This window comes from Nocardioides sp. zg-1308 (assembly GCF_013155375.1).
GTDB lineage: Bacteria > Actinomycetota > Actinomycetes > Propionibacteriales > Nocardioidaceae > Nocardioides > Nocardioides renjunii.
Genome location: NZ_JABJQY010000004.1, coordinates 620,110 through 645,223, shown reverse-complemented (window position 1 = coordinate 645,223; position 25,114 = coordinate 620,110). Strand labels below are relative to the sequence as shown.

The following is a 25,114-nucleotide window of genomic DNA, read 5'->3' as shown; positions in this document are numbered from 1 at the left end:
GAGCCGGTCGATCCCTGTGTGCATGGCTAGCCGAGACCACCCTTCAGTCGGTGCATCTCGTCGTCCAGCTTGGTCAGCGAGCGGGTGGGTGAGCCGGGCTCCAGCCGGTCCCAGACCTCCGCGAGCTGGTCCCGGAGGTCGGCCAGCTGGTCGGACGTGATCTCGAACTGGTCGCGGAGCTTGCGCATGATTTTGGCCTCGATCACGTGGTCGACGGCCTCGGTCAGCGAGCCGCCGGCGGCCAGGTCGACGGGCACGAAGCGACCGAGCTGGACGTTCAACCGGTTGGCCCATCCGATCCGCAATGGCGTGAACAGCGGACGCACGTCCTCGGCGAGGAAGCGCCGCGCCCTGTCTGCCGCGGCCTTGTGCTCCTTCTGGGCCGCGGCGAAAGCGTCCTGGAGCGCGCTGAAGGAGACGGGGTCCCGGGCCTCCTGAGCTTGCGCCGGGAACGGCTCGTAGGTGTGCGGCAGTTCCTGGACGTGGGCACGGTCGTACGTCTTGTCGGCGAACGACACGGTCGTCTCGTCGTGGTTGGCAGTGCCGACGAACCAGACGTGCGGCGCCAGCGGCATCTTGGAGCCATCGGTGAACCGCGCAGGCACGTTCGGCACCGGACTGTTCAGGATGTCGAGCACGGCGCCGCGCTCGACGTTCTCCAGCTTGGAGAGCATCGTGCTGAAGTACTGCTCGGGGTGTGCGAGGTTCATCTCGTCTAGGACGATGACGGCCGGCACATTGGCGTTCGCGGGGAGGAGGGCGCGGTAGAGAGCCTTGGTGAACTCGGTCTCGCTGAATCTCTTCTCGAACGCGTTGTAGAAGCCGAAGAGGTCGTCCTTGTCCCGCCAACCCGCCTGGACCTCGACCACGCTGCTCTGGCCACCCAGCGCGTTGAAGAACTCGATCGGCAGACTCGTCTTGCCTGTGCCCGAGATGCCCTGCAGCAGGTGGAGCCGACTCGACGCGAGACCCGCGAGGAACAATCGCACGTCAGTCTCGGCGTAGTAGAACTCCCGCTCGCCAGCCATGCGGGACCGCACCTCGTCCGTGAGGCTGCGCAGGTCGAGATCGCCGGAACGGGTGGACGGCACGCGGTGCATGGCCGGGTTGTCGTCGTAGTTGCTCAGGGTGACGAACGGCTTCTTCTCCGCTTCTTCGCCCTGCAACACGCCCCAGCGTTCGCCCATCTCCTCGAGAGCGGCCCGCAGTCCGGCGTTCTGTCGTTCTAGACCCAGGTTGATGTCGCGAGCCGTCTCCACGTCTCCCACGGCGATGAGCTGGCGCTCGAGGCGCTGGACGGCCTCATCCCGCTGGCGGCGCCAGTCGCCCGCGTCGAGCTCAGCCTGACGGGTCCGGTCCGCGGCCGCGCGCAGGTCGGCAAGCAGCGTGTCGTCGGGAACGTTCGTCAAGCGGTCCTGCAGGATCTCGATCTCGGTTCGCAGCCGTGCGTTCTCCTCGACGAGTCGTTCCGGCCGTTCGCCGAGCCGGTCCAGCCTGGACCGCATCTCAGCGTTCTCCGCCTCGGCTGCCTCACGCGCCTCGACCTCCTTCTGACGCAGCCGCTCAGGCCTCGCGAGCTTCAGGGCGAGGTCAGCCTCGGCGAGTTCGCGTTCGTGCTCGCGCTGCCTTTTTTGGAGAGCCTTCTCCTGCTCGAAGAGCGCGCGATCGGCATCGAGATCCCGAGCCGCACGCTCGTGCTCTGCACGGGCGCGGGCGAGCTCGCCCAGGTCCGCCTCGAGTCGGACGCGTTCACTGGCCAGCGCGGCTCGCTCCTCGGAGGCGCCAACAGCCCGCCGGCTCGCCAACTCCTCCTCCAACCCGTTGATCTCGACCTGGAGTGCGTCCCGCCTGTTGCGTAGCTGCTCGGTTGCCTTGGTCTGCTCGCTTGCGAAGCCCGCGGCGGCGTCAGCTCGCTGGTCCTCGAGCGATCGCTCGTCCGCAACGACCGCCCGCTCACGCTCGGTGACGTCGTTCTTGAGCTTGGTGAGCTCCTGCTTCTCATCCCGCAGGGCGCGCTCTCGGCTGTCGAACGCCGCCTCGCGCGCGTCGGCGCGCTCCGAGGCTCGACGCCACAGATCCTTGGCACGCGTCGCGCTCGCCCAAGCCTCGCGAAGCTCCTTTTCCAGGACGCGGAGGTCGTCAGGCGCACCGGCTGCGCTCGGCAGGGGATCGTCGCCGTCGACGTCCGGTGGCACCGTGTGGTTCTCGATGTCCGCGAGGAGGTCCTCGAGCGGCTTTGCCGTTCCCTGAGCAGGCCTCTGAGGCTGCCGCGCCGGGGTCCGGTTCTTCTTGCTAGCCATGCTGACCTTCCTGAGCGTTGAGAGCCTGGCGTCCGAGGTCCTCTACCTCGCGTGCGCACCGGTCCACTCGTTCGAACTGTCCGTTGGTGCAGCGCAGCAGCACGAACTCTGCCCCAAGACTGGCGATCGCGACCGCGTTCACCGAAGCGAGGTCGGGTCGGTGCCGACTCTCCAGGGCCAGCTTGACCACGGCTCGAGCGGTACGCCGGGCGTCGGGGTCATCGGCGCCGAGCAACGCTGCCGCGTCCGACTCGGCAAGCCCGAACGCCGCGGCAAATGAACGCATGTCGACGGTCGCCGGCGGCACCGTGGCGGGGTCGACTTCGATGCGAAACCACGTCTCAGCGCAGTAACGCCCCAGGACCAGCTCGACGGAGTCCAACAGCCGCTCGGCGGCTGGCGCCGATCGGTGGGCTTGAAAATCGTGGCGCGCCCGGGACAGCGCGGCCACTGCTCGTCCCAATGGGGAGTCGGCACGATCCGGGACGGTCGAGGCGGACTCGGTCGCGACGGCTCGGGAGATCCAGGTGCGGAGCACGGCCTGCTTCTCCGCGCCCTCACGAAGTGCGCGAGTCAGGCGAAGCTGCGGGCGTCCGGTGACATCGGTGACGACGATCTCCCCGTCCACGACCAGCACCGGATGCACGAGGAGACACGTCTCGGACGCGCCGACCAGCCGCAGGCGCGGCTCGCCGAACGACTTGTTCGACGTCAACCGGGCGAGCTCGTACGGGGTCGGCCGCGCCGGCTCGGAGCGACGCGCGAACAGCGCCACCGCGCTGATCGGGCGGGGATTGCCGGTGGTCCCAGGCGAGAATGTCGCTTTATGTTGCCCCTGCCACCGGATCCCAACCGGCGGAAACTGCGGGCCGATCACCGGGCAGAGGTCGTCGGAGATCAGGTCGCGGTACGTCCAGCCGACGTCCGCGGTCTCGCTGACCAGCGTGCGGCCGTCCTCGGCGACCTTGATGCGCTCCAGCCTCACACGGGCGACCAGGTGGTCGATCAGGTCGTGCGGCAGCTGCAGCGCCTCGCTGATCTGCAGTGCACCGCAGCCGACAGCGGTCAGTCGAGCAACGGTGGTGAGCAGCACGTCGCCGCGCTCGCGCTTGACTCCGTCGACCAAGGTTCGCCATCGCTGGGCGGGGGCGAGCACCGCGAGCGTTGTGCCCCCGTCAAGTTCGGCGGCGAGATGCACCGGGAGCTCACGCTGGTCGTAGGTGGCCATCGATCCCCCTGCAGAGCTCGAAGAACGCGGCCAGCGCGGGCACCGTCGTTTTGGCGTCGTCGTGGGTGAACATGGCTGAGTCGCCGACGACAACCAGCAGCTTGCGTTGTCGGCTCATGGCGACGCAGAGCCGGTTGGGCAGAGCTAGGAAACCGAAGCGGGGACCGTGGCGCGGGCCGAGGCGTTGCGATCGCGTGGTGGAGAGGTACACCACGTCGAACTCGCGGCCCTGGAAGGCGTCGACTGTCCCCACCCGCACGCGTTCCATGCCGTCGGCGGTCCAGAGGGCTCGGGCCGAGGGCGCGAGTGAGAAGTCGTTCCCCTCGCGGACGGCGTAGCCGACCCGCTCCAACTCCTCCCAGACAGCTCGGACCTGTCCGGAGTAGAACGCGATGACGCCGAAGGTGAGATGCGGAACGGCCGTCAGGGCCGCGACCAGCTCACGGACGATCACTTGGGCCTCGATCTTGCGGGTCTTGCTCTGACCGGCCTCAGGCCCCATCGTCGCCGGTACGTCGATCCACGCCGCTGGCCGTCCGTCGTACGCCGTCAAGCCGTGCTGGAACTCGGCCGGGTCCGGGCGGCCGTTGCTGAAGGCCTCCCCGTGCTGGGCGTAGAACTGCGCGTTCACGAACTCGCCGAGGACGGGGTGGGTGCGGAACTGCTGGTCCAAGGTGACGATGCGTCGGATCCCGTCGGTGCTCTCCAAAGTGCGCAGCTGCTGGAATAGCTGCTCGAACATCGACTTCTCCAGAACCCGCTTGAGCTCGGCATCGGGATCCTTGCCCTCTAGGGAGTCGACGACCTCTTCATCGAGCAGTTGTGGGAGCTGCCGGTGATCTCCGACGAGGATGATCCGGCGTCGAGCCAGGGTCAGGGGGATCAGTAGGTCGAGCGGGTTGGCGCGCGCTGCCTCGTCAACGATGACGGTGTCGAACTCCAGGGTGGCCTGGATGTCCTTCATCGGGCCCGCGACGGCCTGCTGACAGGTCGCCGCGAGGGCGCGGGAGTGCGTGCCGATGGCGTTCTCGATGGTCTCGGGTTGCTCGAGGAGGGCACCCCGGAAGTCCTCGACGATCCGGTCTGCGGCTGATGTGACTTCCAGAACGCGCGCGTCGGCGGCGGACAGGGATCGTTGTAGGAGTGCGATGAGCTCGGGCATGGATGCTGTGACCGCGGAGCGGGCGCGCGAGGTCAGGAGCCGGTCGAGTACGTCGTTCTGGAGCTGTGATGCCGCGGCCAACATGTCCGGGTCGGCTTCGCGAGCACGAGCGAGGCGAGCGAGGAGCGCCGCCTGTCCCTCGGAGAGCGCGGCGCTCACCCCCTCGTCAGTGAGCGCGCTCGCGGCGTTGTCGGCGCCGTCGTCCTCGAACGTCACCGCTGTGGTCCGCAGCGCCCGGACGCGACGAAGGATCTCGACGAACCGTTCTTGGGTGTGCTGGAGGCCGACCTGATGCTTCAGCTTGGCGATCAGGTCTTCGGCGTCGACTGCGACCTCGGAACCGACCAGTGCTGCGCGCGCCGCCAGCCAGCCTAGGACTTCGATGCTGCCGGCTATGTCTGCGTGCATGAGTCGGTACGCCGTCGTTCGGTCACGGAGCTCTATCCAGTCGCGCACGAGTTGGCTCTCCTCGCGTCCGGCGTGGTGCTCGTCGATCCGTGCAACTGTGGCGCGCGCCCATTGCGCGATCTGCGTGTTCCCGCTCTGCCCGCTTCGGGTGGCGACCTTGATCGCCGGGAGGCGGCCGTCGTCGGCACCGAAGGCGAGGTTGTCGACCGCATCGTGCTGGTAGCTGGTTAGCAGGGTACGGCGGATCGCGGCTGGGTGGTTGGCGTTGATCTCGGTCAGCCGGGCGTTGACAGCGGCGATCACTCTGGTCTTGCCGGTCCCGGGTGGACCCTGGATGAGGGCGATGTCGGGGGTGTTCAGCGCGATCGTGATCGCGTCGACCTGTGCTGCCGTTGGCGGCGCGCCGAGGGCATCCGAGGATCGCCGCGAGAGCGGTTCGTGGTGTTCGAGCCGTCCGGGAGCCAGCGGCGACTGTCCCGCGAGCACGCGCGAGAGCTGGAGGACGGGAAACGCGCGAGCACTGACTGCCCGTGCCTGAGCCTCGTGGCGACGCTTCAGGCGAATCCGGTCGGCGGTGAAGGAGCCGGAGAGCACCCCCCTCCTGGGCAGGTCGACCCCGTAGTCGTCCACGTCGGGCTCGATCACGACGGTGCCGCGGGTGCTCAGCATGGCGGATCCGGCCAGGGTCCGGCGGCCAGTCGTAGGGCGTGAGTCGACACCTGACTCGTCGTAGGCTGCCTCCGCACCGGCCTCAAGGGCGATCTCGCCCACCTTGAGCGCCTCCAGCAGTCGGCTCGACCGGACGCTGGGCACGAGGTCGAACTCCCAGCGACCGTCCATCAACCTGCGCCGGTCGTCGTACGCCGCTGTCCCAGCCAGCCGGGCTGTTCGCTCGCGACTCTCGCGCTCGATCACGTTGTAGCGGTTCCACACCTGGAGGTAGGAGTTGTCGGCGTCGGTAAGGCGGCGTAGCTCCGCGCGATCGGCTGCCGTCACCTTGCCGAGGCGCGTCGCGTCTACGAAGCGGACCGATCCGTGTACCAGGCACACGGTCCCCGGCTCGCGTCCGCGGCGCGACGTGACCCGTTCGACGAGCAAGCGGTCCGCGACGAGTCGGACGTCGACGTAGTGCGACTGGCCGACTAGACGGAACGCCTGGACGTTGAGGTCCCGCGAGCCGCCGCCACTGACGATGAGTGCGGGACCCGGAGCGTCAAACCCAATCTGCTCGTCGAGCCAGGCCAGGACCTCGTCCGCGCGCCGGCGTCTCAACTGGGCGACCCCCACCGCGATCCGGTCGAGTGCCTGCTCGTCGACGCCGATCTCCCGCGTCCCGGCCCAGTGCTCGACCTGATCGAAGGGAGTGACACGGAGCCGCACCCCCTGGTCGACCGTCACCACCTCGGCGACGTATGCACGGGAGGTCACGACCTGCGTCAGCCATTCGGCGTCGGGCTCGTCGGGCTCTGCGCAAAGACTCGTCGTGGTGCCGTCGAGGATCGCGATGCCGCCCGGCGTCACCGCCACGCGCACGGGCTGTCCGTCCCGGATCGGCGCTTCGCTGATCCGAGGTAGGTCCAGGAGTCGCGTGCTGTCCCCACCCACCGACTCGAGCCTCATCGGGGGCCCGTCCAGCGAAGCGCGATAAGCCGAGGCGGTCGCCCGGGGACTGTCACTCGGAACCACGGCGTGTCGCCAGAGGGAAGGCGGAGGCTTGTGATTGGTCGTCCATCAGTGTCTGTGACCTCGGCGTCGCCCTCGCCGCGGACCTCGACGCTCTCGCCGTGCGCATACAGCGTGACCACCGTCGCGACCCCCTCCGAGGATCCCCAGATGTGACGCGAGTTGAGATCCGTCTGGCTTCCGCGTTCGAGGGCGATCACGTGGCACTGCGAGGCAGGACTCGGGTCCTGGTCGGCGACGTGCACCGAGACCACCAGCGTCCGACCGACCGGCGCCAAGCACAGTGGGCAGGTCGCAGTGGTGCGGTACATGGTCCAAGCACATCCGCTCGGGCACGCGACGGTGTTGTCATGGGCGCTGTGAAGAGCATCGCGCCACGCGGCCGCACCAGGGCGATGCCGGGGGTCTAGCTTGCCGGCGACGAACGTGCGCTCGGCGGTCTGGGCGAGCCGGGTCGTCATGCCCAGCGACAGGAGAGTCGAGGTCAGAGGGGTCGCGGGGGAGTTAGCGCTGTCGTCAACAGGTCCGATGTAGTCGAAATCTCCGGCGTCCACCCGGTCGTACGCTTCGTCCGCAGCAAGGTCCTCGCTGGCGGCGCCTGCTAAGGGGTGGCTCAGAAATAGCATCTTGAACGCGGTGATCGCGAGGCTGTAAGCGTCGGCCAGGGTGCTCGGTGGGCCGAGCGACTCGGGCCGAGAACGCTCGGGTGCCAGGTAGCCGCGCATCCCCATCACCCGAGTCGTCGCACCGTAGGCAGAGGTGAGGTTGTCGGTGTCGATCAGCCATGTCTCAGAGAGCGCCTGGTCCTCGGAGACCAGGACGTTGTTTGGGTTCAGGTCAACGTATGCAAGGGCTCGGTCATGCAGGGCGACGATCAGGTCCGCTAACCGGGCAGCCACCGCGAGGCGCCGTCGAAGTCCTCCCGAGTCGCGGTACCAGGCAGCGTCGTGTCCGGTGCCGAACTGCCCAGGCAGGTAGGCATCGGCCAGGGTCGTCATGTCTCGCGCCAGACGCATGACGTACCCCGGGCGGTCGCCTCGCAGCAGCGTGGTAGGGCCAGCGACGTTGAGACCGTCGAGCGGCAGTCGGCGCACCTCTGCGATGCGGGATAGGGACTCCGGCGCGAACAGCAGCTTGATCGCGAGGTCTGGCTGGCCGACGACACGGTGCACCACGCCCTGGCCGCCCTTGGCGATCTGCTCCCCGAGTTGGTACTCGACGTCGGCTTCGTCGATGACGTAACGAACCTCAGAAATCGTCATCCTGCCAGACCATGTGATCGATGGACTCCCCGCCCGACATCGAGGAGGCGTCCGCCACGACGCCCGTCACCGTCGCCTCGGTGACGGTCATTGTGACGAACTGCAGGAACGTGCGGATCCGGGTCGCGTCCCCGGCCCGGTGGACCAGGCCACCGCTGAAGGCGGCGAGCATCTCGCGATCGGCTTCCTCGCCCACGCCCAACGCAAACCGGGTCGCCTTCGCGCCGCGGCTGCTCGCCAGCAGTGTGGAGAGCTGCTCGCGCCAGTCGTCGCTCTGGTTGGGGATTCCGTCCGAGACCAGGGCGATCGTCGGCCGGTGCGAGTTGGAGGGCAGCGCCGACGTGTCGCTGATCAGCTCCTGCGCGCGAGCGAACGCCTGGCCAAGCGGGGTGCGTCCGCCGGCCTCGAGCGTCGTGAACGCCACTTCGGCGACCGGGGTGTGTGCGAGGACGACCCGGGCATGCTCACCCCCGAAGGCGACGAGCGAGAGTCGGATCGAACCGGTGCGGGCATCGGCCTCCTTGAGGGCGCCGATCATCTCCCGGACGCTGTCGTTGAGCACTTCGATCTTGTCGTTTGTGCGCATGCTGCCGCTGGTGTCGAGCAGCAGCACCACCGGCAGGGCACGAGGGACGATGGCGGGAACGTCGAGTATGGACACAGTCGCCTCTCAGGCAGGGGTCGGCGGGGGAGCGACAAGGGTGGCGCCAGCGGGTGCTGCGGCGCCACGGTCAGGGATGTAGGCGCCGCGCGCGTAGCGCTTGCCCGAGAGTCGGAATTCCACAACTCCGCCGGCGATGCTGACGAACTCGTGCAGCTCCATCCTTTGCTCAACGCCGGCCGGGATCGGGTCTTTCCGACCGTCCTCGCGCACCAACGACGTCCCGTTCTTCGAGCCGAGGTCCGAGACCAGGATCCGGCCCCCCTGGTTGCGGAACGCGACGTGCTCACGACTGATGAGCGTCTGATTGCTTGCGACGAGCGGACGGAGGTCGAAGCGGTCCTCGCCGCCACTTCGGCCGAATGTGAGACGAGCCCCCTCGACCAGAGGGAGGTGCGCGACGTCGTTGCCCTCAATCAGCAGCTTGAGCTCTCGTGTCTGCGCAGCCTCGCCGACATCATGCAGCGGCTGGCGACATTCAGGGCACACCGCCTTGCCGAACTTGTTGTAGGGAAGGGTGTCGATCGCCGACGCTGCACTGCTCGGGCACCTCGGGTTGCTGCAGGCCCATTCCCGGCGGAGCATCTGGCGCCCCTCCGGCGTGCCGAGGTTGCGCGGCTTCAACGCCGCCGCCTCGCCGTACTGCGAGACGTCCTCGTCCCGCACGTGGCCCATCTCCGAGCGCCGGAGCGACACCCCGTTTGCGGAGAAGTCGAAGCTGTAGAAGCGGTCGCTGTTCTGGAGCCACACGAAGTCGCGACGAAGGTCGCGGTAGAGGTCGCGTGTGAGTACCTTCGCGTGCGGGTGCTTCTCCGCCATCTCGCAGACGAGCGGGTCGGCCCACGCCGCCCGGGTCCCGCGTCCTGCGGCCTGCCAGGCGGCGAAGCTCGCCTGGTCCGCGTCGTCCAGCAAGTACCACGACTTGTGGTCGAGCACCCCGTAGAACACGGCCCGCTCGTCCATCTCCTGCCGCCAGAGCGCGATCAAGGCGTCCATGCGGTGCCAGCCCGGATCGTCGTCGTCGCGCACCACCGTCGACACATCGACGATGACAGTAGGGGTCCGCATCAGAGCTCTCCTTCGGTGCCGCGACAAGTCCGAGCGAGCGTAACTGCGGGACAGGGCGCGTGAGTGTGGTTCAGTCGGATCCTGCGGCCGACGGCGCGGTGCGTTGCCAGGCAGCGACGAGCTCGCGGCGAAGTGCCCCGGAGGAACGACCCGCCTGAACCACGTCGTCCCAAGCGAGCCGGGCCGCCTTCTCAACGGCGGGATCCTGCACGACCAGGCCCGTGCGGTGGGCGACCGCGACCGTGTCGGCGACCAGAGCAGCCTTCTTGATGCGAGCCATGACTGGCGTCCTTCCGTCGGGATCGTCCCGAGTGAGGGACGAAAAGCAGCCTAACGCTAAGTGACCACGCTAAGTCAATAGGTCAGTGCTTAGTCATGCTAAGTTGAGGCTATGAGTGTGTCGACCAAGGCCATGGGTCGGGCGATCAGGACGCTGCGCGAAGAGGCCGACCTCAGTCAGCAGGAACTCGGGGAGCGCGCCGGCTACAGCAAGGGAGCCGGCGCCGGGGTGTCGATGTCACGGGTCGAGGCCGGTCGCATGAGGCCGGGACCAGCCAAGCTCGGTGGGATCGCGCACGCCCTGGGAGTCTCGCTGGAGCTCCTCGCCGAGACCGCCGAGCAGCTCGTGCCTGAGGTAGAGGCGGAGGATGAGCGCGCGACGCGGGAGGCGGCCGCGAGCCCTCGGCCCGTCGAGGGGTCCACCTCGGGGCTACCGCTCAAGCAGCGACTACCGATGCTGCAGACCGCGATCGATCGGCGCATCAAAGCGGTCGAAGACTTGAGCGACCGGTTCAACGCTGAGCACGACCGAGCCCGCGATGACTTCTTCGTGCCGTTCATCGTCACCGCGCAGCAGGTTCGCGGTGCGCCGCGCCCACCTGAACCGGCCGCGCTCGGCGAGGAGGAGCTGGCCGATCCGGACGCGGTCGCGGACTACCGCCTGACCGTGACGACCAGCAGAATTGCCAACAACATCGGTGCAACCGCTGGGGGTGCCGCCGTGGGTAGCGCGGTCGGCGGAGCGGCCGCCTACGGGACGTTCACCGCCGCAGCCATGTTCGGGACGGCCTCGACGGGTGCAGCCTTGTCCGGGCTCCAAGGCGCGGCTGCCACGAGCGCCACCTACGCATTCCTCGGCGGGGGGAGCCTTGCTGCCGGGGGTGCGGGAGTGGCGGGCGGGGTCGGTGTCCTAGCCGGCATCGTCGCCGCCCCGGCGGCCCTGCTGGCAGTCGCTGGTTACGTGTGGATGTCGCGGCGCAACAAGCAGAAGGAGCGCGAGGCCCATGCGCGCCTCGACGCGGTCGAAGTCGAGCTACTTGTCTCGGAGCGGGGCTACGAGGCACTCCTCGACGCAATCGCCGGTGCGGCCGACCTCCTCGACTACATCGCCACGCACGCCGGTCACGCGCAGGGCAGGTGGAGCAAGGACCTGGGCCCCGACCTTCCCGTCGAGTGGGCAGACCTCACGGCCGCGCAGCGTGACCAGTACGACGGGTTCCTCTCGATCGCGGCGTGCCAGATCTCGGTGGCGAACTTAAACTTCGCGGCCTTCTCGGCGGTACGCGACGGAGACCTCGACGACCTGATCCGTTCAACCAAGGAGAATCTGACCCACGCGCGTGAGACGGTCTCGAACCTCGTCTAACCGTGCCTCCGTCGGGCGCCCCGACATGGCTCCCGCACCGAAAAAATGACGATGGCGGCTCGGCACGATAGTCCAGTCGCCCCGGCCGCGAGCGCGTTCCTGCCCTCCTTCAAACGAGAACTTGCGCGCAATCAGCGTCATTCATGCAGTGCTATGTACCGCTGGACGCAGTTGGCTCTCGTCTGGCGACCCGCTGTTCGAGTCGAGGCACATGCTCATGGGCCAGTCCGACGCTCGTGCGCGGGGACTATGAGCAGAACATCCTCCACTCCGTGCTCGGCCAGAACCCGGCGCACAGCCCGGGGTCTACCGCCGCGCGTGTGGTCATCGCACCACGCGACCGCCTTGACGTCTGGGCTGCTTTCCAACCAGATGCCAGCGCGCTTCAACTTCCGATCGACATAGTCACGAGATCCACCGGTGTCATCCTTTTTTGCCTACGCGTCGTTTGATTCGCAGTTGATCCTGTGGGAGTCGAACATCGCCCAAGCATCAGCCGGATCTATCTTGCGAGCGCTGTACCAATAGCACCCCCGACAGTGCACCACGGTGTAGCCGGTGGCGGTCTCGGACCCTGTTCCCTCTGGTTCGGACATCGTGCTTACTCCTCACATGGTCGACATCCCTCGAACGACCGCAAACCCCGCGCGCGGTGGTCCAGGTCGGGCATGCCGGTAAGCCTAGGTCTCGGCGCCGAGACGACAGACCACCCGGCGTTCGGAGTGCCCGGTGGTCTGCTTCCAGAAACCTGATCAAGCGTGAGCTGGTTCCGACCGCTGCGATGGTTTCTCAGCAATTCAGCCGGTAGCACCGCCTACAGAACGATCCGCCATCGAAGCTGCGATGACGGCTCGTGCTGAGGCGCGAGCGGACTGTGTGCGACGTAGGTGCGATGTACGCGTGTCCGCGGGTCAGAGGCTCACCGAGGGCAAACGTCGTAGTAGCACCGAAACTCCGATCGTGCTCGCGGTGGATACAGGCCGTTTCCGCAGGTGAGAGCCACACTGTGTCAGGTTTCGTGTCCGCTGCAGTCCCACTCGAAGTGAGTTGTGGGGGAAATTCGGGGGAAGACACGCGACGAGCGACCTCATGCTCATGCGATGCGGAGCGGCCAGGCACCTCGCTTGAGGGTCGGACAGGGGCGCCCAGCGCGACGTGCGCAGCGAGTGGGGTGGTGCTTGACCTGGTGGTCATGCGGGTCTGTCGGTGCGCGCAGGCAAGATGGCCTGCGTGAGCGAAGCGATCCCTGAGGCCGAAGCCTTCCTGCGTTTCAGACTTGAGGAGATGTCGTCGCGCAACGAACACCACCGATTCGAAGAGATCGCGGCTCGCGTCGCGCACAAGCGCATCAGTGCAAACATCCTCGTCGCGACCGGACCTGTCAGCGCCGGCGGAGACCAGCAGCGTGATGCGGAGACGTTCCACACCAGGATCCCAGACGAGCTCCCGCACGCCACGGGGTTCGCTGCCTCCGCCAGTACCTCTCCGATCGTGGTCGCCTGCACGGTCCAGCGCACCGGCCTACGGCAGAAGGTCCGCGACGACCTCGCGGGCATCTGCGCCGAGGACGCCGCAGCGGTCGGACATGTCGCCTTCTTCTGCGTACATCCCATCTCGGAGGGGCACACCCACGAACTACAAAGGTTTGCCCGGGAGACATACGGGGTGACTCTCGACATCTTCTGCGGCGACGACATCGCCACACAGCTCGCCCAGCCGGACTTGATCTGGGTCGCGCGTCACTACTTAGAACTCCCGTCCTCGATGGTGCCGCCACCCGAAGGCGATCCGGCGCCCGAGTGGTACACCGAGCTGCTCGACAAGCTCCGACGCAACAACGGACCCAGCATGCTGACGCCTGCCACCCAAGGCGAGGTGACCGAAGGACTGCGGTTCGCAACCTGGGACGCCGACGCCAACGCCGACATCCCCGAATGGCTGGCGTTCATGCGCTCGTTTCTCTCACACACGGACGAGGACGAAGCCGACGGAGAGCTGGCGTTCCGTGCCTGCTACGAGATTGCGGTCGCGCGATTCCGCGGAACCGGTGTAGCCGAAGACATCGAGGACCTTGTTCGGCGCGCGCTCGAGTACGCGTGCACTAGCGAGCAGCCCAACATCGTCGACGACGCCGTGACCCTCGCGTCGTACTGGGGTGTCATGTGGACCACTGGCGTAGGGCGCGCCGACGCCGTCGAGATTGCCGCGGCACTGCAACGCCTTCGCGAGCACGTGTCCTCACTCCTCATCGGCACCAATCCCGACACCCATCCGGTACGCGCCGCGTCCCTGAACGGGACGCTTGCGTTCTCCTACCTGCTGCCCAACTGGGAGCTCGCCGCATCCAGCTACGGCACGCCTGAGCCCGCAGAGCGTGCCCGCCACGTCGGGGTCATGCTGGATGACTTCGAGGTCAACGTGGGGCTTCTCGACCCCCGCTACTTCATTGGTCTCAAGCAGGCTATGGAGCAGTTGGATGCGCTGATCGACCTCCTTCCTCGCGCGAAGCCCTACTCGGTGCGCCAACTTGCGCGGGTCTTCAACCTGGTGGCTCCGCTGACCGTCGAGCACCCCTCCTACGCGAAGGTCCGCGATGGTCTCGACGAGGCCACCGCTGCGGTCCGCGGAGATGCCGCCACGGCTGAGGCGTGTCGCGACCGGGGGACCGCGTTCCTAGAGGCGGATCAACCCCTGCATGCGTTGGCTGAACTGCACACCGCGAAGGTCAAGTGGTTCAACGGCGACACGATGTACGGCGCCATCCTCACCATGCGCTTCATCGCACAGGTCTACGCGGAGCTGGGCCTGATGTACGCCGCCAAGATGTACGGGTGCGCAGCCGCGACCCTCGCTTTGTTATCCGATGACACCGACGTCAAGTCCCAGCTCCCGAAGGCGCTGCTGGAGAGCGCGGGCTTCGCCCAGCGGGCTGGAACGTGGGTGGACGCCGCGGCGCTGACAGAGGTCGCACTTCTTGCCCGCGCCCAGTTCATGGTGGACGGGTTCGACTACGACACGAACCCCGACTTGGCGCACCACGAGACCAACGCAGCCCTTGAGCTGGCAGGAATCCGAAGCTTCTGGCCGGAGATCGAGCCCCTCATCGCTGCCGCCCACCCGACCACACGGTGGTACGAGGGCCTCGTCGAGCTCATCGAGACCGACGGCTCAACGTTCGACCTGAGCGAAGACGAGTTCCAAGACCGAGCCACAGCGCAGCTCGGGGGACCCGTCCTGAGCGATGTCGGCCCTAGCCGCATCATCGACTTCACTGCGCTGGGCGTGCGGTGGACCTTCACTTTCGACAACGACCAGACATCTGTCCTGACCGCCGAAGCGGCCGTGGCAACCTTTCAGGTGCTCCTCGCCGACATCGCGCACCTGCACCCGGTGCTCATCCCAGCGACCGTGCACACGACGATCGACGTTGTGCCCGGAGCGGACCGAGCAGACGACAACATCGAGATCGACGAATCCAATTCAGAGGTGCACGCCCAGATCACGCTGACAGACGACTGCGCAGACGCCGACGCACGATGCCAGGCGTTGATGGTCATAGGTTTCCAGCTCATCCAGTCGGCGCATGTGCGTCCGCCCGGCGAACTTCAGGACCTCATGGAGCCACTATTCCGGGGCGGCATTACACACAAGATCGCAATCGGCAGGCCCTACGAGGAGACCACGCGGCTCTTCCCGCCGGAGCACTACACGCGACTTGCGGAAGCGACCCGCCCAGCATCGTCCGACTCATTTCGACCGACCGATCGGCCGGCGCTCGCGGCCTCGACCAAGCGAGGTCCGGGCTACGACGAAGCTGCCTCGCTCCGGACCATTCGGGAGCGCTACGAGGTCACGAATGACGCTCTGCGATACACGTTGCCCCGCATCCTCGCCGACGCTCACGGCCGGGCACAGATCGAACGCCTGCGCGCGGACGGGTGGCTCGACTGGCAGATCTTGGTCACGTTCCTCAATGCGGCCCTCAATTGGAAAATGCAAGTCGCCGGAATGACGCCCGACCATCACGACAACGCTGCGCTCATGAGGCTCGCCCGCGCTCCGGAGACTGCCGACTCCCCGGAGATCCCGCTCAGCGTGTTCGACGCGGACGACCTCGAACTGCACTTCTTCATGCAGACCGTCACTGTCGCGCGTCGATGGAACGTCCGTGGGCGAAACGAAGGCAAGGAAGAGGGCGCGTTGCGAGACCTTCTCACGCGGCGCTATCGGTACGCGGTCGATGATGTCCCTCATCGCGATCTCCTCGACTGTGTCGACGCTGATGGGGCTCTCCTGCCGCTGCTCGACATCAACGAGTAAGTTCAATGGCCCATAACTCGAGTCACATTCCTACCGATCGCTTAGGGACGAACCTTGTTCGCTGACGACGCGCGGCTGTCGCATCGCGGCCTGCCCAAGGAGGTGGCTGTGGTCGGCGCAAGACTCGACCGCAGTGTCGAGCATTTCGGCGCATTCCGAGACGCCTGGGCAGCTCACCTCGATACCAGCCCCCATACCGTCGGTGTCGAGGTTGGTGACGACGGGCTGGGCCGCATCGTGTTCACGCGCCTGCAGGAACCTCCTGCGAAGTTGTCCCTCATCCTGGGTGAGTTCCTCTACGAGCTACGCGCCGCACTCGACAATGCTCTGTACGCCGTAGCCATCCTGGACTCCGGACAAGACCCCCCACCCAAGGCGTCAGCCCTCGAGTGGCCAATCTGCGCTGATGAGAAGACCTGGAAGTCACATCGAGATCGCCGGCTGAGTGCGCTCTCGATCGAAATTCAGGACGCTCTTTACGCGATCCAGCCGTTCCAAGCGGAATTGCCCAGCTGGAACTGTCTCAGGATCCTCAACGAGATGGCACGCACCGATCGGCACCGCGCAGTCCACTTCGTCACGTCGTTCGCGTCGAACGGGTGGCTCCAGCACGACATGAACCTTGTAAAGGATTTGCAGGTCTTCCCAGGCCCCGTGGCCCCTGACGGGACATTGGCGACCTTCCGATGGCTCGGCGACTTCCCCATCAACCCCGACTACCTCGATGGCGGGACCGAGTTCGACGTCGAGGTAGCTGGAGTCGAGCTCGGGCCGGGACCCAACGGTGACGAGGACGTCAGACCATGGCGCACTTTCGAAGGACGACTCCGCGCGCTTCACCGTGCGGTCACCGAGTACGTGTATGGCCTGATCGACCTGGGAATCGAACTTGCCTACGAGCGCGAGCATGGCATGGACGCGAAGCCGCCGTGTTAGACCGACGTGCTGCATTACTGGCGGGCCCTACTCAGGCTGTCTGGCGAACGTCGAAGCCGTCGCGATTGTCAGGCAGGTAGTCAGGAACTGTGGCGTACCACCACGACATTTGTGCGAGTCGGCTCCATCTATCCACAGGCTCGGACGTGGAGGTGCCGTAGAACGCGTGCAAGGGAGGTGACCGTGCGTCTCGAGCGCCGCTTCCGCCCAGGCTGGGCTGGTGCCAGTGATGCGCCCGGTGTCAATGTGCCGAACACCTCCCCGCTCAGAGCAGGCTGGCGTAGGTTGCTACGCAGTAAGGACAGAGGCCGGTCTTGACGGGGAGAGATGGACGTCTTCAAGGTCCACGAGCAGGTGATCGAGGACTACCGCGCCTTCACCTCGGGGTTCGTGGAAGTACGCGACGAGCGCATCAAGGCGTTCGTCGACCAGCAGTTCGACGACGGCGTGCAGTGGCCTGACCCCTGGGTCGGCCTGAACCCATCCTTCGCCAGCGGCGGTGCGGTCTCCGAGCTAGTCGCCGAGGACCTTCTGCACCCCGAGGCCGCACGGATCTTCCGCCGCAAGGAAGGTCCGCAGGACGCCGGCCGGGACCCACTCGTCCTGCACCGCCACCAGCGCCAGGCCCTCGAGGTCGCACGAACGGGCGCCAGCTACGTGCTGACCACCGGCACCGGATCCGGTAAGTCCCTGGCCTACATCGTCCCGATCGTCGACGCGGTCCTGCGCGAGAACGAGGAGCGAGGCAGCCGACGCCCAGGCGTGAAGGCGATCGTCGTCTACCCGATGAACGCGCTCGCCAACTCGCAGGTGGAGGAGCTACGGAAATTCCTGCAGTTCGGCTACCCCGAGGGCGGCGAACCGGTGACGTTCGCCCGATACACAGGCCAGGAGAGCCCTGACGAGCGCCGCCGCATCCTTGCGGGCCCCCCCGACATCCTGCTGACCAACTACGTGATGCTCGACCTCGTCCTGACGCGCCCCGACGAGCGCAACCAGCTGGTCAGGGCGGCGCAGGGGCTGCGATTCCTCGCGCTCGACGAGCTGCACACCTATCGCGGCCGGCAGGGCGCCGACGTCGCCCTGCTCGTCCGCCGCCTCCGCGACGAGTGCCGGGCCGATGACCTTCAGGTGATCGGCACCAGCGCGACTATGTCGAGCGAGGGCACCCTCGAGGAGCGAGCGACAGTGGTGGCCGGCGTGGCGACCCGCCTCTTCGGGACCGAAGTCCGCCCCGAGCACGTGGTGGGGGAGACGCTGGTCCGCGCCACTCCAGACGTTGAACCTGATGCCGCACGGCTGGTTGGTTCGATCCGTGCGAACGGCACCCAACAGGAGCGCGACTTCGAGGCGTTTGTCGGCGACCCGTTGACCAGCTGGGTCGAGACGACGTTCGGTCTTGCGATCGAGACAACGGCTACTGGCACCGAGCGTCTCGTCCGTCGCCCTCCCACGACCCTGCCAGAGGCGGCTAACGAACTGTCGGAACTGACCGGCCTCGACGGGCCCACATGCGCGATTGCGCTCCGCAACGTCCTACGCGAGGGATCCGCGGTCGCGCACCCGACGAGCAAGCGACCGATCTTCGCGTTCAGGCTTCATCAGTTTCTTTCCAAGGGCGACACGGTCTACGTGTCGCTGGAGCCCGAGCCGACACGTCACATCACCGGCAGCTACCAGGTCCGGGTGCCTGGGCAGCCCGACAAGGCGCTCCTGCCGCTCGGCTTCTGCCGCGAGTGCGGCCAGGAGTACCTCGTGGTCGCGCGCACGACGGCAGACGGCGAGAGCCAGTTCGTGTCGCGCCGCGACGCCGACGCCAGTGGAGGCGATGCCGTTACTGGCTACCTCTACGTCTCCTCCGACTACCCGTGGCCGGACAAGGACGTCGAGATCAACCGCGTCCCCGAGCCGTGGCTGGTCACCGACCCGGAGACCGACCGGGTCGAGGTCATCGACAGCAAGAAGAAGTACCTGCCGACACCGGTCTGGCTCCGTCCTGACGGCAGCATCGACGGCACACGCGCCGGGCTCCAGGCGTGGTTCGTCTCCACGCCCTTTGCGTTCTGCATGCGGTGCGGGGTCTCCTACGAGCAGGTACGCGGCCAGGACTTCGGCAAGCTAGCCACGCTGGACGCCGAGGGCCGGTCCAGCGCAGTCTCCCTGCTGTCCGCGTCGGTTGTCCGCAGCCTGAAGACGCTGCCCGAAGCCCAGCTGCCTCCCACGGCACGCAAGCTCCTCGCCTTCGTCGACAACCGTCAGGACGCCAGCCTTCAGGCCGGCCACTTCAACGACTTCGTCCAGGTCTCCCAGCTCCGGGCCGCGCTCTACGCGGCGCTGGTCAAGTCCGGCCCCGACGGACTCACCCATGATGTCCTCGCCGACGTCGTGACCGAGACCCTCGGTCTGCGGATGGCCGACTTCGCCCAGGCGCCGGAGGTGAAGTTCAGCGCGAAGAAGGACGCCGAGCGAGCTCTGCGAGGCGCCGTCGAGTACCAGCTGTACGTCGACCTGCAACGCGGCTGGCGTGTCACGATGCCCAACCTCGAGCAGACCGGACTGCTCAAGCTGGCCTACCGCGACCTTCCCGAGCTCGCCGCCGACGAGGAGTCCTGGGACGGCACCTACCTGCTCGATCAGATCAGCGCCGCGCAACGGCAGGAGCTGTGCCAGATCCTGCTCGACGAGCTGCGCCGGGTCCGGGCGATCGCCGTCGACTGCCTCACCGAGGACGGGTTCGACCGGCTCAAGCGGCTCACCCGCGCCCACCTCATCGAGCCGTGGAGCATGGGGGAGGACGACCGCATGGTTGAGGCCGGAGTGGCGATCCCGCGTCCGGCCAGGGCCGGCGGCCGACGGTCCGTCCTGGCCGTCTCCGGCCGAGGGGCCTTCGGCAAGTACCTGCGCCGCGACGTCGCCGGGCTGCCCGACAACGCAACGCTCACCTCTGAGGACTCCGGGCGGGTCATCGTCGACCTCTTCAGGGTCCTGACCCGGGCAGGCCTCCTCGTGCAGAGCGAGGTTGAAGACGGCGCCGGCTACCGGATCAACGCCGGTGCGCTGCGCTGGATCGCCGAGAACGGCACGTCCGGGGCAGGTGACCCCCTGCGCAAGTCGTTCGCCGGCGAGGAGACGGCACGGGTCAACCCCTTCTTCCGTGAGCTCTACCGCGACCTCGCACGCGGCTTCGCCGGACTCCTCGCACGCGAGCACACCGCGCAGGTCTCGCAGGAGGACCGCCTCGAGCGCGAACGCCAGTTCCGTGCAGGTGAGCTGCCCCTGCTCTACTGCTCGCCGACCATGGAGCTCGGCGTCGACATCTCCGACCTCAACGCCGTCGCGCTCCGCAACGTTCCGCCCACCCCGGCGAACTACGCCCAGCGTTCGGGTCGTGCCGGCCGCAGCGGTCAGCAGGCGCTCGTGCTCACCTACTGCTCCACCGGCAACGCCCACGACAGCTACTGGTTCCGACGTTCACGCGAGATGGTCGCCGGATCCGTGATCGCCCCACGCCTCGACCTGACCAACGAGGACCTGGTCCGGTCCCACGTCCACGCCATCTGGCTGGCCGAGACCAACGAGTCGATGAAGTCTTCCATCACCTCCCTGGTGGACGCCGACAGCGACAATCCCCGCTACGCCCTGTTCCCTGACCTCTGGCGCGCCGTGACCGAGCCCGACGTGGCACGTCGTGCCCAGACCCGGGCCGAGCGCGTCCTCGCCGGCCTGCGCCACACGTGGCAGCTCGACGGGGGAGACCCCACGTGGTGGTCCGACGTGTGGGTGCACGACCAGGTCGCCCGCGCGCCACAGGCCCTCGACGGTGCCTTCGAGCGGTGGCGGACGCTCTACCGCACTGCCCTCACCGAAGCCAACGAGCAGCACAAGCTGGCCCTCAGCACGACGGCGAGCAGGTACGACCGCACGATCGCGGAGCGGCGCCGCACCGACGCACGCAACCAGCTTCGCCTGCTCCGCAACGACGACTCCGAGATGGGTGCCACCGACTTCTACAGCTACCGCTACTTGGCCAGCGAGGGCTTCTTGCCCGGCTACTCCTTCCCGCGGCTACCTCTGGCGGCGTACATCCCTGCCCGCCGCGGCGGCAACCATGACGGCGACTACCTCCAGCGTCCCCGTTTCCTCGCGATTTCCGAGTTCGGACCGAACAGCCTGATCTACCACGAAGGCGCCCGCTACGAAGTCACGCGGATCCAGCTTCCTCGGGACCCCGGCGACACGAGCGGCGGCGGCGCCATCACGGAGACCGCCAAGCGCTGCAACTCCTGCGGCTACCACCACCCCGTGCAGGTCGGCACCGACGTGTGTGAGAACTGCGGCGAACAGCTCGGCGCGACCCAGCACGGGCTGCTCCGATTGCAGACGGTGTTCACCCGTCGACGCGAACGGATCAGCAGCGATGAAGAAGAACGCCGCCGGTCCGGCTTCGAGCTGGAGGTCTCCTACCGGTTCCCCCAGCGCGGAGGCGCACCAGACTGCATCCGCGCGGAGGCGGCTCGCCAGGGCATCACGATCCTCGAGCTCACCCACGCCGAGGCCGCCGACATGCGGATCACCAACGTCGGACGTCGGCGCCGGAAGAACCCCGACGACCGCGGATTCTGGCTGGACCTGCGCGAGGGACGCTGGCTGACTGACAAGCAAGCCACGGACACCACTGTCGACACCGACGACCTCCCGGACGCCCAGGACGTCAAGGAGCGCGAGAAGGTCGTGCCCTTCGTCCAAGACCGCCGCAACATCCTCATCCTCCGTGCCGCCGCGCACCTGCCGGAGGAAGTCTCGGTCTCTCTCCGCTCGGCGCTTGAGCGCGCCATCGAGGCGGAGTTCCAGCTCGAGGACGCCGAGCTCGACAGCAGAGACCTACCCGACCCGGACGACCACGGCCGCATGCTCCTCACCGAGGCCGCCGAGGGCGGCGCCGGCGTGCTGCGTCGCCTCGTCGACGAGCCCGAGGCGATTCAACGTGTCGCACGGACAGCGCTCGAGATCATCCACTACAACCCCGACACCGGTGCCGACCTCGACCACGCCGACGGCGCGACCGTTCGTTGCGAGCGCGGCTGCTACGACTGCCTCCTCTCCTACGGCAACCAGTACGAGCACACGCTCATCAACCGCCACAGCATCGTCGAGATCCTCCGCAGCCTCCTCGACGCCCGCGTCGAAGCCGGAGCCGCCGGACGCCGCCGCGCCGACCAGGCCGACTGGCTCGCCAAGCTCGGCGACTCAACGCTAGAAGCCCGTTTCATCGCCTGGCTCCAGGACACGGGTCGCCGCCTTCCCGACGACGCCCAGCGCACCGTCGAGGCCTGCCGCGCCCGACCCGACTTCATCTACAACAGTGACATCAAGGTGGCCGTGTTCATCGACGGTCCCCACCATGACCGGGAGATCCAGAAGCAGCGCGACCGCGAGGCAGAAACCCGCCTCACCAACGCGTCCTGGCTCGTGATCAGATTCCGGCACGACGACGACTGGCCCACCCTCGCCGACCAGAACGAGTGGCTGTTCGGTCCCGGAAGGAGCACCACCCGATGAGCACCACCCACGCCGTGGGCAGCCTGGTCCGAGCCCGCGGTCGCGAGTGGGTCGTCCTGCCGGGAACGACACCCGACTTCCTGCTCCTCCAGCCCCTCGGCGGCGGCAGCGCCGACATCGCCGGAGTCTTCCCCGACGAAGGCGTCGAGGCCGCCACGTTCCCGACCCCCACCCTCGACGACCTCGGCGACAGCACCGCCACCGCCCTGCTGCGCACCGCGCTACGCGTCGGATTCACCGCCAGCGCCGGCCCGTTCCGGTCGCTCGCCGGCATCTCGGTCAGCCCCCGCAGCTACCAGTACGTCCCCCTCCTGATGGCCCTGCGCCAGGAGGTAGTCCGCCTCCTGATCGCCGACGACGTCGGCATCGGCAAGACCATCGAAGCCGGGCTCATCGCCGCCGAGCTCCTCGCCCAAGGCTCCGCCCAGCGGATGGCCGTCCTGTGCTCCCCAGCGCTGGCCGAGCAGTGGCAGCGCGAGCTCTCGGCCAAGTTCGGCATCGACGCGGTCCTGCTGCTCACCAGCACCGTCAAGAGCCTCGAGCGCGGCCTGATGATGAACGAGTCGCTGTTCGACCGCCACCCGCACGTCATCGTCTCCACCGACTTCATCAAGTCCGACCGACGTCGCCACGACTTCCTGCTCCGCTGCCCCGAGCTGGTGATCGTCGACGAGGCGCACAACAGCGTCGCCGGGTCCGGTCTCGGGCAGAAGGGCCGCCACCAGCGCTACGAGCTGCTGCGCGACCTCGCCGCCGACCAGAACCGGCATCTCGTCCTCGCCACCGCTACCCCTCACTCCGGGGACGAGGAAGCTTTCTCCAACCTCGTCGGGCTGCTCCACCCGGACCTCGGCAGCGCCGACCTCGCGAGCCCCAAGGGTCGCGAGCTCCTTGCCCGGCACTTCGTCCAGCGTCGCCGCGGCGATATCCGCCGCTACCTTGACGAGGACACGCCGTTCCCCAGCGACCGGCTCACCCTCGACGTTCCCTACAGCCTCTCCCCGGCCTACCGCGACCTCTTCGACGACGTGCTCGCGTACGCACGCGACCAGGTCCACCTGGACGCCGGGAGCCCGAAGGCTCGAGTGCGCTGGTGGTCGGTCCTCGCATTGCTCCGCGCCCTCGCGTCCAGCCCCCGCGCCGCGGAAGCCACCCTGCGCACGCGCGCGGCCAACAGCGAGGCCACTACGGTCGGCGAGGCCGACAGCGTCGGCCGCGCCGCCGTCCTCGACGAGAACGACGACGAGTCGCTCGAGGGCATGGACACCACGCCCGGCGCCCTCATTCAGGACGACAGCGACGGCGAGAGCGACGAGTCCACCACCCCCAGCGCCACCGAACGCCGCCGCCTGCTCGACTTCGCACGTCGCGCCGCGCAGCTCCACGGACCCGACCAGGATCGCAAGCTCGGCAGCCTGACCGACCAGGTCAAGAAGCTTCTTGCCGGCGGAGACAATCCCATCGTCTTCTGCCGCTTCATCGACACCGCCCACTACGTTCAGGAGCACCTCGCCGACGTCCTCAGCACCAAGCGATCGCGGGTCACGGTCATCAGCGTCACCGGTGAGCTGCCGCCCGCCGAGCGCGCGCGTCGCGTCGCCGAGCTCACCGCCACCGAGGGCATGCACGTCCTTGTCGCCACCGACTGCCTGTCCGAGGGCGTCAACCTCCAAGAGGGATTCTCGGCCGTCGTCCACTACGACCTGTGCTGGAATCCCACCCGCCATGAGCAACGCGAGGGGCGCGTCGACCGCTACCTCCAGCGCAAGGACGTCGTCCGCGCGTTGACGCTCTACGGTGAGGACAACGGCATCGACGGGATCGTCCTCGACGTCCTCATCCGCCGCCACCGCGCAATCGCCAAGGCCACCGGCGTCGCCGTTCCCGTCCCCGGCGACGGCCAAGGCCTCATCGACGCGCTCGCCGAAGGACTGCTGCTGCGCGGTGAGTCCTCCCGCGACCAGCTCATGCTCGACATCGATCTCAACGCGAAGGCCGCCGAGCTCGAGAAGGCATGGTCGTCTGCGGCGGAGAAGGAGCGGGCATCCCGCGCACGCTTCGCCCAGAACACCATCCAGCCCGAGGAGGTCGCTCAACAGGTGGAGGAGGTTCGCGCGGCACTCGGCTCGCATGGCGACCTCGAGAAGTTCCTCACCGCCTCGCTGAGCTCGCTTGGGTCCACCATCACCTCCACCGATGACGGCTTCACCGCGGTCACCGCCGCACTGCCGCTCGGTGCCCGCACCAGCCTCCCGCCGGGCCTGCACGACCCGCTGCCGTTCCATGCCGACCCGCCAGCCGATCGCGGCCACGCCGTGATCGCGCGCACCGACCCCGCTGTCCAGGCACTGGCGCGCTACGTGCTCGAGAGCGCCCTGGACTCCACCGTCGCACCGCGCGCGCGACCCGCACGCCGTGCCGGCGTGATTATCACGGACGCCGTCAACACCCGCACGACCCTGCTGCTCGTGCGACTCCGGTTCCACCTCACCCTGCCGACCACGTCCGGGCCCAGGCAGAAGGTCGCCGAGGACGCCGCAGTCCTGGCATTCGAGGGCCCGCCGGACGCAGCAGCATGGCTCACCGACGACGACGCCGAACGCCTCGTCTCGGCTCGGCCCGCCGGCAACGTGCCGCCGCCGGTCGCCCAGCAGTGGATGCAAGGCGTCCTCAGCGGGCTCGACGCGCTGCAGCCGGTCCTGGCTCAGGTCGCCGAGCACCGCGCGCAACGGATCCTCGACGCACACCTCCGAGCCCGCGCCGGCACGGGCAGGGATGCAGAACGATCACGCCGCGGCCTCACCGTCACCCCCCAACAACCCGTGGACATCCTCAGCGTCCAACTGCTCATGCCCACCGGAGGCGCACAGTGAGCCCCCAGC

General features: G+C 67.7%; 12 protein-coding genes. 5 read left to right on the top strand and 7 right to left on the bottom strand.

Features of this window, described 5'->3' with window-relative positions:
• Nucleotides 1–26 precede the first annotated feature (26 nt).
• The 7 genes from HN031_RS17830 to HN031_RS17800 form a co-directional block, all read right to left on the bottom strand.
• Nucleotides 27–2,300, bottom strand: coding sequence for an AAA family ATPase (locus HN031_RS17830; protein WP_172273261.1), 2,274 nt, complete (start codon nt 2,298–2,300; stop codon nt 27–29).
• Nucleotides 2,293–3,528, bottom strand: a complete 1,236-nt coding sequence (locus HN031_RS17825) for a hypothetical protein (protein ID WP_172273259.1) — start codon at nt 3,526–3,528, stop codon at nt 2,293–2,295. The genes HN031_RS17830 and HN031_RS17825 overlap by 8 nt, the downstream gene beginning before the upstream one ends.
• Complete coding sequence (locus HN031_RS17820) at nt 3,506–6,718, bottom strand: DEAD/DEAH box helicase (RefSeq protein WP_172273257.1); 3,213 nt, start codon at nt 6,716–6,718, stop codon at nt 3,506–3,508. Before HN031_RS17820 ends, HN031_RS17825 begins: the two co-directional genes overlap by 23 nt.
• Nucleotides 6,715–8,043, bottom strand: coding sequence for a serine/threonine-protein kinase (locus tag HN031_RS17815; RefSeq protein WP_172273255.1), 1,329 nt, complete (start codon nt 8,041–8,043; stop codon nt 6,715–6,717). The genes HN031_RS17820 and HN031_RS17815 overlap by 4 nt, the downstream gene beginning before the upstream one ends.
• The gene (locus HN031_RS17810) at nt 8,030–8,656 is read right to left on the bottom strand and encodes a VWA domain-containing protein (protein WP_172273253.1); all 627 of its coding nucleotides are present in this window, start codon (nt 8,654–8,656) and stop codon (nt 8,030–8,032) included. Before HN031_RS17810 ends, HN031_RS17815 begins: the two co-directional genes overlap by 14 nt.
• A 57-nt stretch (nt 8,657–8,713) precedes the next feature.
• Nucleotides 8,714–9,772, bottom strand: a complete 1,059-nt coding sequence (locus HN031_RS17805) for an FHA domain-containing protein (RefSeq protein WP_172273251.1) — start codon at nt 9,770–9,772, stop codon at nt 8,714–8,716.
• Nucleotides 9,773–9,842: 70 nt separating this feature from the next.
• Nucleotides 9,843–10,052 (bottom strand): hypothetical protein, encoded by a 210-nt coding sequence (locus HN031_RS17800; protein ID WP_172273249.1) that lies wholly within the window; start codon nt 10,050–10,052, stop codon nt 9,843–9,845.
• Nucleotides 10,053–10,169: 117 nt separating this feature from the next.
• Here HN031_RS17800 and HN031_RS17795 point away from each other — a divergent pair, with 117 nt between their 5' ends.
• From HN031_RS17795 to HN031_RS17775, 5 genes are all read left to right on the top strand, one after another.
• Nucleotides 10,170–11,417 carry a helix-turn-helix transcriptional regulator gene (locus tag HN031_RS17795; protein WP_172273246.1) on the top strand — a complete coding sequence of 416 codons (1,248 nt, stop codon included), beginning with the start codon at nt 10,170–10,172 and terminating at the stop codon, nt 11,415–11,417.
• 1,230 nt (nt 11,418–12,647) lie between these two features.
• On the top strand, nt 12,648–15,737 hold the full coding sequence (locus HN031_RS17790; protein WP_172273243.1) for a hypothetical protein: 3,090 nt from the start codon (nt 12,648–12,650) through the stop codon (nt 15,735–15,737).
• 54 nt (nt 15,738–15,791) lie between these two features.
• Entirely contained in the window at nt 15,792–16,673 is an 882-nt protein-coding gene (locus tag HN031_RS17785) for a hypothetical protein (protein ID WP_172273240.1), read from the top strand.
• A gap of 327 nt (nt 16,674–17,000) precedes the next feature.
• On the top strand, nt 17,001–22,232 hold the full coding sequence (locus HN031_RS17780; protein WP_172273237.1) for a DEAD/DEAH box helicase: 5,232 nt from the start codon (nt 17,001–17,003) through the stop codon (nt 22,230–22,232).
• Entirely contained in the window at nt 22,229–25,105 is a 2,877-nt protein-coding gene (locus HN031_RS17775) for a helicase-related protein (protein WP_172273234.1), read from the top strand. The genes HN031_RS17780 and HN031_RS17775 overlap by 4 nt, the downstream gene beginning before the upstream one ends.
• Nucleotides 25,106–25,114 lie beyond the last annotated feature (9 nt).